We start from the raw sequence: 14,055 nt of genomic DNA, 5'->3' as shown, positions 1-14,055 counted from the left end.
AGTATGGGGTTGTCCACGGTTTATACCTCTCTCAAAACATGAGCCTAGTTTACTTTGACTTGTGTGTACACGGTAGCTCTCCTTATGGGGTATAAATTATGTTGAAGTAAATGCCGTTATCTTGAAGATTGTCGCCTTTATCGCTAATTCTCACCAAAGGAAAAGCGTAATCTACGCGCAGGTTCACCCGCTGTATCGGTTCCCAGATTACCCCTAAACCCACACCTGCTAAAAATGTCTGATTGGTTAATTTATTAGGATTATTCGCAACGTTCCATACCGTACCCGCATCCAAAAAAGGAGCCAATTGAAGTTTGGGATTTCCCGAAGCATCGCGTTGCAAAGTAATCCGATCTTCGATGGAAACTCGGAAGCCGTTATCGCCGGAACGGACATTTTGGCGGTAGCCGCGCAAAGATTGCCCGCCGCCAATTACAAATTGCTGCGAAGGCAACAAACTATTAGCTGACAACTGCAAGTCTGCCTGCAAAATTAATAAATGTTTGTCATTCAATCGCTGTACTCGCTGCACTTGACCCAGCCAACTAAAAAATTGTCCGTCTGGATGTGAACCTTCGTTTTGAGTAGCATCAAACAAGCTAGTGCCGATCGTAAATTGCGATCGCAAGGCCCAAGCACCCTGCGGGTCGCGGCGAATGTAGTCCTGTCCCAGCTTAATTGCGCTCGTAGTGGTGACACCATTGGAGTCCGGGCCAATGCCAAAAGCATACGGGTCGCCGGCGAGAAAAGTTCTGCCTGTTTGATACGTAAAACCCGCAGATAAGGCAAATTCTTCGATCGGCGTTCTCCGCAGAGGCTGGCGGTAACTAACTTCAAATAAATGCGATTTTCCTGAAATGTCAAAACGGTTAAAAGGTGCTTGTACGATACTGTTGCGGTTCGGCGCTGCCCTCAATTGCAAAGTGCCGTTCATCGCATTTAGCGGCACGCGATAGCTGAAATCAAACACATCTGAATCGCCGAGCGATCGGTAATAAGCAGCCGCAAGTTCGTCGCCATTTCCTGTTATATTGCGATGCCGCAAACTAACTCCCAATCTTTCGGAACCGACGCTGGGAGGCGAGTAATTGTCAATGCTGAAACTAGGTTGAAATGGATTAGCTTCCGAGACTCGGACTATCAGAATGCTCTCGCCTTCATTATCCCCAGCCCGCAGACTGGCTTCTACATTGTCAAATAAAGGATCGACTCGCAGCAGCCGGAGTTGGTCTTCTAATGAAGCTGTGCTTAAAGGCATTCCGGCACCGAGTCGAATTCGGCTGCGGATGTAACTCGGATGCAATCTTTTAGTTCCTTCTACCTCAATTCGGGCTAGCTTGCCTTCAATCACTTGAATTTGGACTACCCCTGCGGTGATAGTTTGGGGCGGCAAGACTGCTCTCGAAGTGATGTAGCCACGATTGAGGTAAATTTCGGTAATTTTGTCGGCGATTTGTTTGAGCTGTTCTAGGGTGGTAGAACGGCCTTCTAAGGGGTTGACTAAGGCATTAATTTCATCTTGGCTTAAAATTGTGCTGCCAACTACTTGAATTTTCTGCACCTCAATTGGTGTATTCGGCAGGGTTGGGGGAACTGGCGACGAGGGCCCCGGCGCTACTGTTGGCGGTACTTGGGGAGGTTCTGGGGAAGGCTGCGGGGCGGGTTGCAGAAATCGATCGCGATTTGGATCTGGCTGAGTCGGCGGCGACGGTAACAGCGGATCTTGTAACCGCTCGCGGTTTAAGTCGGGCGGGAGGTTTCCCGGTGGCGTCTGTGGGTTCTGGGCTAAAAAATTACAATCTAGCGGGTTCAGACATTGGGGATCGTTGTCAACCAGATTTTTTGCTACGGGCAAGATGCCCGTACCACAATCAATCAAACTGCTTGTGGAACAGGCATCTTGGCTGTTCTCGGCGGGGTTCGATTGTGTTTCTGGTTCAGGGTTTGTCTCGATCCAATCGGGAAGCTGATTTAAGTTGGTCGCTGTTTCATCCTGGTTGATTTCCAGTTTTTGCAGTGCTAATACTTGATTGCCCGTATCTGCTGAGTTGTCAGCGGCGACGGGCAACTGAGAAATATCGTTTGTTTGGGATATAGCTTTATTCGCATAAAAGCAAGCCATCGGGAGCGCAGTTAGAAGTGAAATCCCCAACCGAAATAGTGCAATATTTGCATTCGGGCGCATAATTAATAATTTCTCTAAAATAAGTTTGTCGGCTGCTTGACTATGCCAGTTTATCATTTAGTATTAGGCGAATTTTGACCATCAAAATTTCCACAGTCCAGCTTTCAAGATGCCAGGAGCCCGAACGGCTCTTTAGCACAAAAATTTTCATTGATTTACGACGATCGACCCAAAAACCCGGAACAGCCAAAAATCATCTATGGCGCTGCTAAACACCCCGCTCGAAACCGAGTTTTTCGTACTTCCTGCACCAGTCATACCATTTGAGATTTCAGATTTGGCAATGACTCGCCCACAAACGAGTACAGTGCCCCGAATGCTGATCAGTGTAGATCCTAAAATTTTAGACTCCTGTTCCTGCTCCCAGATTCAATGCAGCAAGTAAATCTAAAATCTAAAATCTAAAATCTAAAATCTAAAATCGACTGATGGCTATCACCGTTTGGGGCTTGCCTACCGTTGCATTCTTTTTTGAAACTGGTGTTGAATTATGGCGTTGCTGATTTATGGTATGAAAGGCTAAATATGCCAGTCATGGAAACCAGTATCCACAAAGCTTGGGGATTTTCAACTTATTTTTTTCATACCCTGATTAAGCAACGCCTGAATTATTTTCTTGTGATAGGTGTTAACTCACTGGCGACTAAGGGTTCTTGGGCTATTTTGCCGAGTTCGACTGAGTTCAACACTGCTGACCACTTGATCGCTAAACTGGCATCGCTGGGAGACTCGATACGCAATTGAGCTAGAGTTGCCAGGTACTCGTACCAGAGACTTTGTTGGGCGAAGATGCTGAGCTTGGTGATATCGGACGATCGATCCAACTCTGTTTTCACGGTTGGGGCGATTGCGGTGCGGTTGATCCACCCGGAAACGAGAACATCATCTCTTGTATTTTTTGGGTTGCATTTGATAGTAAAGTACCATTGATAGTTTTTGCCAACTTCCAGGGCTGGCGAGTTGTCGTCGGAGCCGAGGCTGACGCTAACGACACCTGCACGGCTAGTTACCATGCGAAAACTTTTTTTGTATAGTGTTTTGTCCCTTTCGTCTGCTAACTCAAACTGAACTGTTTTGTCGAGGGCTACGGGAAGGTAGTAGAAAAATGTTGGCTTTGCTGATATGGTTTGCCCCATAGTTGATTGGGGAATCAAGGCAGTTAAGGCAGTTGTGGCCGTGGGGCATTCTAAGCCGCGGGTTCCTCCCCCTTCACGCCTTCCGGGTACTCCGTCCTCCGGCGGTTGAAAGCTATTCCACGTGGAGCCCGGCTGAATGTTCGGTCTGCTTCCGCTGGGTTCAGGGGGTTTAACTGTTTGCCAGTTGAGGGGTAGCTCCGGTGGTGAGGGGCGCTGGACAATGTTTGCGCGGCTGTTGAGAGCCTCTGCTGGTATTAAAAAACTACCGGCGACAACTGCCTCTAAAGACAGAATTAAGGAAAGAGTACCGATATTTAGAGCAGACTTCAAAGCCATGACGAACCTGCCTTTTGATGAACCTAGGAACTTTATCGCACGGTTTTATTCTATCCAAGGTTTTGACGGATATAGTAATCTGTTGTACTTAATTTATATCTTTAGGCAGATACGATTATTTTGGTCGCTCTGATCAACATAGAATTCTGTGTCGCGTTTGTCAGTGGTAGCTTAGTAGTTATACTTAGTTTCATTCACGGCAGCAGGTTGGGTTGAACTTGTTAAACCCAAGTTTGACAAAGACTAATATTCGGGCTCTTTTAACTCTAGCAAGAGGCTACAACGCTTCTTTTCGTAAAAACACCCGGTTGATGCGTCAATCCTGGATATCAGGAAACTCGGCAATTTTGCGGGTGAACCTCAAGCGATCGGCTACAAGTTACAAATCAGGTTTTCTGTACAATACCGGCAAGAAATTTAGCATGAATCTCGATTCACCTGTTCTCTCGGACAAACAGCCTTCGGGGCTGCGGATGGTCAGACCCATCGGAGTCTTGGCACTGCACGGCATTGCTTTTTTAGGAAATAGGTTGTTCGCTGTCGATCGCGCCGAAGGGCTGCTATTGGAGATCGATAAAGAAAGTGACAACACTACTGTTTTGAATCCTTATCAAACGGCTAAGTTTGCGGGCGCAACGGGGCTGGCTATTTCGGAAGATACTCTGTGGTTTGCGCGGGATGAGGATATTTGTTGCTGTCGGGGCGCAATTCGGGACGGGGCGATCGCTGAACTCAAACCCGAACATTTTGTTTCACTTTCTTATCCTGCTGACGGGATTGCTGTGTGGAAATCTACGCTTTATGTGACTTGCGAGAGATTGGGCTATATTCTGGTTTTTGACCTAAAAACGGGTCGGGAAATTACTCGGTTTCGCGCTCCCGGTATTGGGGTAGAAAATATCACCGTCCGGGATGAGGAAATTTGGGTTTGTGACAAGACTGAGCAAACTGTTTACTGTTTGGAACGGGGAACTGGGGAGATTAAATTTAGTGTTTTGACTCCCTTTGAGTTGCCTTCTGGTTTGGCTTTCCACAAGGATTCCGAAACCGGGGAAGAGGTTCTGTACGTGGCTTATGCGGGGGATGAACTTTACATCCGGGATGACCCGAATTCGGAAGATCCTTTTCAGTTGACGAAGCGCGATCGCACTTTTATTCAGCCTTTGTCTTTTCACTACAATAAAGCCGAGCGCTACGCTCTGTCAAACGGTTTTTTGATGGAAATGTCTTATGTGGAGGAACTGTCTCCTCTCGATGAGGTAGAAATCGAAAATTTGGAATGGCGGATTGCTTTGCCTTCGCAAACTCATCGGCAAAAGGTCAGGAAAATTACGCCGATTGGAATGCCTTTTACTGAGGAAATGCAGGAAGGAGAACGGGTGGCGGTGTTTAAGTTCGATCGGCTGCACCCTGGGGAACGCCGAATTTTTGGCTGGAAGGCATTGTTAGAAGTTCGATCGATTAAGTATCAGTTGTTGCCTCCGAATGTCGAAAAGATTCCGAAGCTGTCGCCGGAGTTTGCAGCTAAATATTTGGTGGATAATGACAATTTGGCGATGGAGACGGAGATTGTGCGATCGGCTGCGGTAGCTGCCATTGGCTCGGAAACTAACATTCTGAGGAAGTTACTGAGCATTCGCAATTTTGTTTACGACCAACTTTCTTACGGGATTAGGCCTCACATTGACACTCCCGATATTGTATTACGCCGCGGTATCGGTTCTTGTGGCGAGTACGTGGGCTTGTTGTTGGCTTTGGCTAGGTTAAACGGGATTGCTTGCCGCACGATCGGGCGCTACAAGTGTCCGGCTTTTGCTGACAGAAAAGGTGTGTCGCTGGAGCCGGATTTCAATCACGTTTGGCTGGAATTTTACATTCCGGGTTTTGGCTGGGTGCCGATGGAATCTAATCCTGATGATATTCAAGACAGAGGCCCTTATCCTTTGCGATTTTTTATGGGTTTGGCTTGGTATCACGTAGAAATTGGCAAGGGAATTCGGTTTCAAAGTCTCACGAGTGGGGGTCTTCCTTTGAACAAGGAGGCTGTTTCCGTGGGGAGTCTGGCAATTAATCATGTGAGGTTTACAATTTTGGAAGATTTGCCAGCAGTTTGAATCGAGTGTTAACAATTAACAGTTAGCCGTCAACATTCAACTGTTAATTGTTAACATTTTTCATCTAAAATCGAAAGTAGAAAATGTAAAATCAGAGGAAGAGGGGTTGTGGAATTTTCGATTGCTAATATTCTCGTTTTAGTTGCCTTTGTATTGCTGCTGACCGTGACTGGCGGGGTCGCTTATTTGACTGCGGTTGAATGGCGCGATCGCAGGCGGTTAGATAAGGCTAAACGGAAAAAAAAGTAGCTCTTTGCTGTTGACAAATTGCATTTTTTATGATATTAAACAACGCGACCTGGTTTGGTCGCGTTGTTTTGTGATTTTAAATATAGCAAAAGGAAGAAGGAAGACGGAAGACGGAAGACGGAAGAAGCAACAATCGCAATGGTTTGAGCAATTTAAAATCTCCTAATCGGCTTGGCGGTTGCTATATTTTCACGGCAGGTAAAAGCAAGTTCGCTAACATAAATATTAGGCGTTGCTTAATCAGGGTATGAAAAAAATAAGTTAAAAATCCAGAAGCTTTGTGGATACTGGTTTCTATGATTTGCATATTTAATCTTTCATACCCTAAATCCGCAACGCCAAATATTATAGGTTTGTAGTGAGGACTTGAGTTCTAGTAGTTTTATGAGGAGTCCAGTTCTCACTACCAAACAATTTGATTGCAGCCGTTCGTTAGCGAAGCCCTCGAAGAGGATCGCACATAAGATGATTCATCGGCAGGACGCCCGCGCCACAACAAATACACCACAACGAACACACAGGAAAAAAGGGATTTTGGAGTTGGTATTTTAAGTCCACTGTCTGAAAAATGTATTTTCTTGCCAAGCGGCGGCGGTGCGTTTTTCAAGTGCTGCCATTTCTGTTGTGTTCAGGGGTTTGAATGCTTGGGCGACTTTAAAGTTTTCTTCTAATTGCTTTACTGAGTCGGCGGCGATGACGCAGCAGTGCACGCCGGGGAGTGAAAGCGTGTAGCCCATTGCTTGGTGCATTCCATCTAAAACACCGTTCTGAAATAATTTGCCGTAAGCTGGTATTTTCATGGCTATAACGCCGATATTTTTGGCTTTTGCAACTGGTAAAGCGCTGGTAACAAAGGAGCGCGGGTGATGTTTTTCGGCGGCGTTGAGGGAGATTAATGTTGTGTCAAAAGGATAGCGCTCCAAGCCTGCGGCAATAATGGCTGGTTCGTGATGTCCGGTGATGCCGGAAAAACGAATTATTTTTTGCTGTTTGGCTTCTTCGATCGCCTTTATTGCTCCTTTGGCACTGAAAATTTGGTCTAATTCGGCTTGGAATGAGACGTGGTGGAGTTGCCACAAGTCGATCCGATCGGTTTTCAATCTTTTGAGCGATCGCTCTAAATCTCTCCACGCGCCGTCTCTGTCTCTGGCGGCGGTTTTTGTGGCTAGGAATAGGCGCGATCGATATGGTGGCAAAACTTTGCCTAAGTTTTCTTCGCTGGGCCCGTACTCGGCCGCCGTGTCAAAATAGCTAATGCCTAGTTCGATCGCCCGTTCAATTTGCACCACCGCTTCTGCTTCTCTTCCCGGCTGCGACAGCGGTGTTTGTCCGGCCCCACCCAAACCGAAAATCGGCACTTTCACGCTGGTGTTGCCTAACAGTCGTTCTGGCATTTTTACTGTGGCGGCCGCCTGGTTATTGGGTGCGGCTGCGATTTCCCGATCCTGCTGTTCGATCGCCTTAGCGCCTGCAATGCCGCTGGCAACAGCTATACTGCTCAATATAAAATTGCGGCGAGTCTTTTTGCTGGTCATGGTTTCCGTCTCCTCAGAATGTTTGAGTTGAGATTAACCAGAAAGTTAAATGAAGTCATCAGTCATTAGTCATTAGTCATTAGTCATTAGTCATTGGTTATTGATTATTGGTTATTGGTTATTTGTCCTATGTTTCTCGTTAGTTCTTCGTTCTAATAACCAATAACCAGTAACCCATGCCCTATGCCCTATGCCCTATGCCCCATGCCCTATGCCCTTGTCAATTATCCATCCCCGAATCAGTTCGTTTATCTGTTCTGGTACTTCGTCGTGGGGACAGTGACCAGCTTTGATAAAGTATTCTGTTAACTGCGGATAGTGTTTGCGAAATTTGGCGCTTCTTTCTGTGGAATTCATCCACGGATCGCCTTCTCCCCACAGCATTAGCAACCGGCAGTTTAATTGACTAAGTAATACGTCAATTTTTTCGCCTTGGGGTGTTCGGAATACGGAAGCGAATACTTTGGGAGCACCGGGATCGCAGGATGGTTGGTAAATTTCTTCTACTAATTGGTCTGTAACCGCGCTTTGGTCGAGATAAACTTTTTCTAGGGTTTTCCGAATTGTCGATCGCTGGCGCACGTACTGGAACAGCAGAAAACTTGCCCAATCTTGCTGAAATAAAGTTTTAGCTATTACAGATATGGCTTTTTGCAAGGGCGGGGCTTCGGGTGCCGGCTGCGGTTCGCTGAAGGGGCCGGCGCTGTTGATTAATATCAGTCCGGCTGCTGATTCGGGGCCCTGGGCTGCTACACACAAGGCGGCGTAGCCTCCGAGGGAGTTGCCGGCTAGTACGGCGGGTCGGCCGATGATGTTGGTGATAAAGTCGTGGAGTTGGTCGCGCCAGAGGTCGCCGCTGTACTGCAATTCGGGTTTTGCCGATCGCCCAAATCCCAAAAGGTCGATCGCCCACACTTCAAAGTCTTTGCTCAGGCCGCTGATATTTTTGCGCCAGTGGTCTGTGGAGGCTCCAAAACCATGAATTAACAGCAGGGGAGGGCGTTCTGGATGCCGATCGCTGGATCGAACGTAGTATACTGAATGCCCCCGCCACTGCCAGTAAGTGCCGGCTATGGGGGCTGTGGTGATGGCTGGGGTTGTTTGCATGATGTAAAGAAATAATTATTTACTTTAACTATTGTATCGCGACGCTCAGATTTATAAAGTTTGGCATCCGCGCCGGGGTTCCGCTAGCAAAGGATTCGTCAATGTGAGCTAGTTGGGATCTGGGGATCTTCTGCACTCAGGATTAATAAGTTTTGTAACGAATATTGATTTTGTGAGGGTCGCAGCAATGGGAGATGTTGGGCCCGATCGCATTGGGGAAAATAAATCGGGTTTTGGCTGCAACATACCTAGGTATGATGATTGTGCTGTGTGGCGGTAAGAGATAGCTCTGGGGCGATCGGTGCAAAGCTTGGCGGCGAGGGTAGAACCTGATTGGCGAGCCTTAAGGGATCAACTTTTTTATAGTTATTTCCGAGGTTTTCAAGGTGGGGATCGTTTGTGAAAGAGGTGTTGACGGCTTGGGGGATGCAGCGAACCGTTTGGTTGCGAGTTGGCAAAAGCCGCCATCAAAAATTTCGCGGCTGGGAGAAGTTATAAGTAAAATTACTGATTGTTCTCCGCAGAAGTTTCTCAGAATCGCTGAATATTTTGTGACGTTGTTTGCTGTTCTTAATTGCTTTGATACTCTAAGATAGAAGTAGAGCTGCGCCGCTCAATTAATTAGCATTTTGAATACTAGGGAGCCAACTATGCAGGGTGTGAACTTTATCCACCTGAAAGTTAGGGAGTTTTCTGAGTGATTGCTATTTCACCTCGTCCCGTCGGACGCAATTGGATTACGATTAGCTTCGCTTCTACTCTATACCTTTGTCCTATTTTGGATCTGCTCCTAGCAGAGGTGCCAGATTACTGGCAAGCGGAATTGCGGTTGGGGCTTCAAGAAGCTTTGGTAAATGCTGCTAAGCATGGAAACAAGTTAGACCCCGGTAAAACTGTTGGAGTCCGTTTTTCGATCGTCCAAAACCAATATTGGTGGGTAATATCGGATGAAGGTTCTGGCTTTAATGCTCCTTGCAGTTGTAACCTTTATACCGATGATTGCGACAGTCTCCTAGCAGAGGATGTTGTAGAGGAATCTGCACTCCCCCATGTGGAACAGGAATGTGGTAGGGGGTTGTTTATTCTTTACCAAATATTCGATCGGGTAGAGTGGAATTCTCAAGGTACAGAGTTACGGCTGTGCAAAGAACTTCCCAGTCGCTACCGACTGCCTCGCTTGCGCTAGCACCGCTATTTGGCAGCAGTTTTCACCTCAGCTAGACCTGGAAAATTTTTCGTTCTCGGGCTGAAGTTTGCAGTGAGAATTTGAACGATTTGGCTATTGATAGCTGATCATAATGCAAAATGTGAGTTTTGAGTTAAAAAAGTATAAATTTTTTGAACTCACAATCGCGCTGCTCGATCGAGCGGCGCGATTGTCTAAGTTTTGAGCGACTAATCAAGCCAAAACTCAAAATTATTTGCCGTGGGTGGGACAGGGAGGAGCAGATATCGATCGATCCAGCCATCCTGCTGCTTGGTTTAAGCGCGGGAGAGCTTCTTCGGGCTGTTTTTTAAGCAAAAAGACCAAAGCGGCCGCAGCTTGCTCGCAGGCCCGCGCGGAACGGTTGGCTTTGAGGCGGTGCCAGTCTTTTTCGTGGATGGCGAGGCGCGCGGCTAGAGCTTGGGCTAGTTCTACCGTGCTCAGCTCGTTGAGGTTGACAGTTTGGGTTATTTGTGTAGTTTCAAGCATAATTGGCAATTATACGGATTTGGCTGCCGTTTCTGAATTTAAAAAATATACTGCATATAATAACAACTTAATTGGAAATCGGTTTTTTTTATTATTATTGTCAGGTTTGCAGATCGAAATGCCTCAACAGCCGTCAGAGTTAAATTCGGAAGAGCAAGAAAGCGAGTTTGTTCAAGCGCTCGCAGCAGTGGAGCGATCGCTCGCGGCAGTCAAAGAACGGTACACTCAAATTCAGGTCGATCGACAGCGCCAAGACGAACTCGGCCATCGGCGCGAAGATGTGCGCCAGTCTCTGCGCCAAAATCCATTGCCGCAACTCAAAAAAGAATTGCGGGAAATTGAGCAAGAATTGGAAACTATCGAGTTGAATTTAGAAAGCAGCCTGTTTTCTTGGGGAAGCATAAAACAACCTTTTTGGCAAGCAGTTCGCTTTGGGGGACTCGGTATTTTAATCGGTTGGATTTTGAAATCCTATGCGGGATAGTTTTTGATTTTTTTACCGCAGAGGGCGCAGAGGGCGCAGAGGAAGAGAAAAGAGAGAAATATGGTGCAAAATAATATTAAATAAACGGGAGTGGATATGACTAATCAACGAATTGCAGCAATTTTGCGCGGTGGCGAACCCGAAGACACTGTAACTATTCAAGGTTGGGTGCGTACCAAACGCGAATTAAAAGAATTTGCCTTTGTGGAAGTCAACGACGGTTCGGCGATGGCTAACTTGCAAGTAGTCATCAATGCCGATTTGCCAGACTTTCAAAATGTACTCAAACAACTAAATACAGGTGCATCTTTAGAAGTGTCCGGCGTGCTGGTAGCGTCACCGGCGAAAGGACAGCGAATTGAATTAAAAGCTTCACAAGTACAAGTTTACGGCGATGCAGACCCGCAAACTTATCCGTTGCAAAAAAAGCGCCATTCCTTTGAATTTTTGCGGACAATCGCGCATTTGCGGCCGCGCACAAACACCCACGGTGCTGTCTTTCGAGTCCGTAATGCTTGTTCGGCGGCGGTACACCAATTTTTTCAAGAACGCGGTTTTTTATGGGTTCACACTCCCATTATTGCTGCTAGCGACTGCGAAGGTGCGGGAGAAATGTTCGCCGTTACCAACTTTGATTTAAAGAATGTGCCGCGCACAGATTCGCAAGAGGTTGATTATGCTAAAGACTTTTTTGGAAAGCGCGCCTATTTAACAGTTAGTGGCCAGTTGGAAGCGGAAGTTATGGCGCTGGCTTTCGGAAATGTTTACACTTTTGGCCCGACTTTCCGAGCGGAAAATTCTAATACTTCGCGGCATTTGGCTGAGTTTTGGATGATAGAACCGGAGATGGCTTTCTGCGATTTGCAGGGAGATATGGATTTGGCTGAGGCGTTTTTAAAGTACATTTTTAAATACGTTTTGGAGCAGTGCCCGGAAGATATGGAGTTTTTCAACGAGCGCATTGACAAAACGGTTTTGGCTACTGCTCAAAATATCATTAATAATCAGTTCGAGCGGATTACTTATACTGAGGCGATCACACTTTTGGAAAAAGCCGACAAAAAGTTTGATTTTCCGGTAAGTTGGGGCTTGGATTTGCAGTCGGAACACGAGCGTTATTTGGCTGAGGATTTGTTTAAAAAGCCGACCATTGTCAGCGATTATCCCGTCGGGATTAAAGCATTTTATATGCGTTTAAACGATGACGAGAAAACCGTGCGAGCAATGGATGTTTTGGCTCCTAATATTGGGGAAATTATCGGCGGTTCGCAGCGGGAAGAAAGGCTGGATGTGTTGGAGCGGCGCATGGAAGCCCAGGGTATGAATAAGGAGGAATTGTGGTGGTATTTGGATTTGCGCCGCTACGGTACTGTGCCTCACGCTGGCTTTGGTTTGGGATTTGAGCGGTTAGTGCAGTTTATGACGGGAATGGGGAATATTCGGGATGTGATTCCGTTTCCGAGAGCGCCTTTGAGTATTGATTTTTAATTAAGGTTCGTAGTGAGGACTTTAGTAACTGATGCCCAGGTGAAGAGCCTGGGAACCGAGATCGGTCGGCTCTGCCTCGCTTCAGAAAATGGAAGCAGAGCCGACCGATCACCGTTTCCATCACAAATCTCGGAGAAACTAAAAAACTTTAAGAATTTCATCTTGACAAAGCTATATATAAAAAGTAGGTTATATCCATCTACCAAAAATCGTTAATTGAAAGCTCCATCTTTCGGTGATCTGTAAGGAGTCCTATGAACACAAGCTTTTCACGTCCCGAGCTTCAAAAAATTGCTAAGTATCACAGATTATTTTTATGGTCGATCCTCGCCGTGATACCAGGTAACTTATCTAATCTTGTTTTTAGCGATCAACGTATAGTTTTCGTGGTGTATTTCGCAGCCGCAGTATTTCAAATATTTGCGCTGTACAAGTTGGGGAGATCTCTGAAAATTTCAGTTGTATTGCTGATCTTGTTCATGCTTGGTTTGTTGGTACCTCTTTTAAGTCTATTGATACTGCTTTTCCTGCACGATAAAGCAATGAAAGCAATGAAAGCTGCTGGAGTAAAAGTCGGATTTATGGGTGCAGATCCAAACACTATATAGTCCTTTGTCCTTACCCGGAGAGCACGGCAATGCCGTTTCCCTACGCTTTTACAATCTAAAATCTAAAATTTAAAATCTAAAATGGTATGAGCTAATGGTACTTCAAATCCCATCGAGTTCCAAAACACCAACTGTCACCTGGGAAGCCTTACCAGCGGACTTTGTATTACCGGACGATCCCGTGGAGAATATTCAACAACCGCCCCTTGCTGCCGCTCTCACCGATGCTCTGGGAGCCGCTGGACGCATTCAACCGATCGCCCTAATCGGTTCCAATTTTGGACTGGTAGCGACAGTAAATAAGCAGACTGTAGTCAAAGCACCGGATTGGTTTTACGCGCCGCAAGTGCATCGAGTCGCAGAGGGCACCATTCGCCGCAGTTACACGCCGAATCTGGAGGGTGCGCCGGTATCGGTGGTGATGGAGTTTTTGTCTAATGAAGATTACGGCGAACTGTCCGTGCGATCGACTCCTCCCTACGGCAAGCTCTACTTCTACGAGCAGATTTTGCAAGTGCCCACCTACGTCACCTACGACCCCTACGAGCCCAAGCTGGAAGTGCGGTATCTGCAAAATGGAGCCTATGAAACGCAGGCTGCTGATGCTGAGGGACGGGTGCGGATTCCACAGTTGGATTTGTGGCTGGGGATTTGGTCGGGGGAACGGCTGGGGCAAACTATGAATTGGCTGCGTTGGTGGGATTCGCAGGGAAAGTTGCTGCTGTGGAGTTCGGAACAGGCCCAACAGGAACGCCAGCGGGCAGAACAGGAACGCGACCGAGCAGAACAGGAACGTCTGCGGGCGGAGGTATTGGCGGCAAAGTTGCGCGAGTTGGGTGTCGATCCCGATCGGCTGACGTGAAAGGGCGGGATGTTCGTTAGTTGAGTTTTTCCAAGGGGGCGATCGGCTTTAGGATGGTAGGCATAGAATATAATATTTGCTACCTTGTCCATTTTAAATGAGGGGATAATAATGAGTTCATCAGATACAGTTATCTGTGGGACTGAGTTTGGAGTATACCTTTGGTCTATTCTAATTTGTGTAAATAGGGCTTGCTGAATATATCGATCGCACTTGAGGTAGCCTGGGTTTTGAGCGCGCGATCGAGAATAAAGTGCA

Annotated in this window: 12 protein-coding genes; 7 read left to right on the top strand and 5 right to left on the bottom strand. The window is 46.8% G+C overall.

Translation table 11 applies throughout. The features are described from left to right. Positions 1–82: 82 nt before the first annotated feature. Positions 83–2,242, bottom strand: a complete 2,160-nt coding sequence (locus QUA40_RS24560; RefSeq protein WP_333130729.1) for a ShlB/FhaC/HecB family hemolysin secretion/activation protein — start codon at positions 2,240–2,242, stop codon at positions 83–85. A gap of 551 nt (positions 2,243–2,793) precedes the next feature. Next, positions 2,794–3,657, bottom strand: coding sequence for a DUF928 domain-containing protein (locus tag QUA40_RS24555; protein WP_333130727.1), 864 nt, complete (start codon positions 3,655–3,657; stop codon positions 2,794–2,796). A 422-nt stretch (positions 3,658–4,079) separates the two neighbouring features. Here QUA40_RS24555 and QUA40_RS24550 point away from each other — a divergent pair, with 422 nt between their 5' ends. Both QUA40_RS24550 and QUA40_RS24545 read left to right on the top strand, forming a co-directional pair. Beyond that, positions 4,080–5,771, top strand: a complete 1,692-nt coding sequence (locus tag QUA40_RS24550; RefSeq protein ID WP_333130731.1) for a transglutaminase domain-containing protein — start codon at positions 4,080–4,082, stop codon at positions 5,769–5,771. Positions 5,772–5,879: 108 nt separating this feature from the next. Then, complete coding sequence (locus tag QUA40_RS24545) at positions 5,880–6,020, top strand: hypothetical protein (protein ID WP_333029071.1); 141 nt, start codon at positions 5,880–5,882, stop codon at positions 6,018–6,020. A 548-nt stretch (positions 6,021–6,568) separates the two neighbouring features. On the opposite strand, the gene QUA40_RS24540 is transcribed toward QUA40_RS24545, so the two are convergent. Both QUA40_RS24540 and QUA40_RS24535 read right to left on the bottom strand, forming a co-directional pair. Then, positions 6,569–7,555 carry an aldo/keto reductase gene (locus QUA40_RS24540; protein ID WP_333130725.1) on the bottom strand — a complete coding sequence of 329 codons (987 nt, stop codon included), beginning with the start codon at positions 7,553–7,555 and terminating at the stop codon, positions 6,569–6,571. 195 nt (positions 7,556–7,750) lie between these two features. After that, a complete protein-coding gene (locus QUA40_RS24535; RefSeq protein WP_333130723.1) occupies positions 7,751–8,662 on the bottom strand; it encodes an alpha/beta fold hydrolase in 912 nt (303 codons plus the stop codon). A 697-nt stretch (positions 8,663–9,359) separates the two neighbouring features. On the opposite strand from QUA40_RS24535, the gene QUA40_RS24530 reads away from it, so the two are divergent. Then, positions 9,360–9,848, top strand: a complete 489-nt coding sequence (locus QUA40_RS24530; protein WP_333130722.1) for an anti-sigma regulatory factor — start codon at positions 9,360–9,362, stop codon at positions 9,846–9,848. Between the two features lie 231 nt (positions 9,849–10,079). Here the strand turns inward: QUA40_RS24530 and QUA40_RS24525 are convergent, their stop codons facing one another. Then, positions 10,080–10,355: a DUF6439 family protein gene (locus QUA40_RS24525; protein WP_333130720.1), complete on the bottom strand. Its 276-nt coding sequence runs from the start codon at positions 10,353–10,355 to the stop codon at positions 10,080–10,082. Between the two features lie 118 nt (positions 10,356–10,473). On the opposite strand from QUA40_RS24525, the gene QUA40_RS24520 reads away from it, so the two are divergent. The 4 genes from QUA40_RS24520 to QUA40_RS24505 all read left to right on the top strand — a co-directional run bounded on the left by QUA40_RS24520 (position 10,474) and on the right by QUA40_RS24505 (position 13,797). After that, positions 10,474–10,839 (top strand): DUF2203 domain-containing protein, encoded by a 366-nt coding sequence (locus QUA40_RS24520; RefSeq protein ID WP_333130718.1) that lies wholly within the window; start codon positions 10,474–10,476, stop codon positions 10,837–10,839. A 96-nt stretch (positions 10,840–10,935) separates the two neighbouring features. Further along, on the top strand, positions 10,936–12,327 hold the full coding sequence (gene asnS, locus QUA40_RS24515; protein WP_333130717.1) for an asparagine--tRNA ligase: 1,392 nt from the start codon (positions 10,936–10,938) through the stop codon (positions 12,325–12,327). Between the two features lie 254 nt (positions 12,328–12,581). After that, entirely contained in the window at positions 12,582–12,935 is a 354-nt protein-coding gene (locus QUA40_RS24510; RefSeq protein ID WP_333130715.1) for a hypothetical protein, read from the top strand. Positions 12,936–13,029: 94 nt separating this feature from the next. Continuing rightward, positions 13,030–13,797 (top strand): Uma2 family endonuclease, encoded by a 768-nt coding sequence (locus tag QUA40_RS24505; RefSeq protein WP_333130713.1) that lies wholly within the window; start codon positions 13,030–13,032, stop codon positions 13,795–13,797. Positions 13,798–14,055: the final 258 nt, after the last annotated feature.

Source organism: Microcoleus sp. Pol11C3, from assembly GCF_036701485.1.
Lineage (GTDB): Bacteria > Cyanobacteriota > Cyanobacteriia > Cyanobacteriales > Microcoleaceae > Microcoleus.
This window is presented reverse-complemented; position numbering and strand designations above follow the sequence as displayed.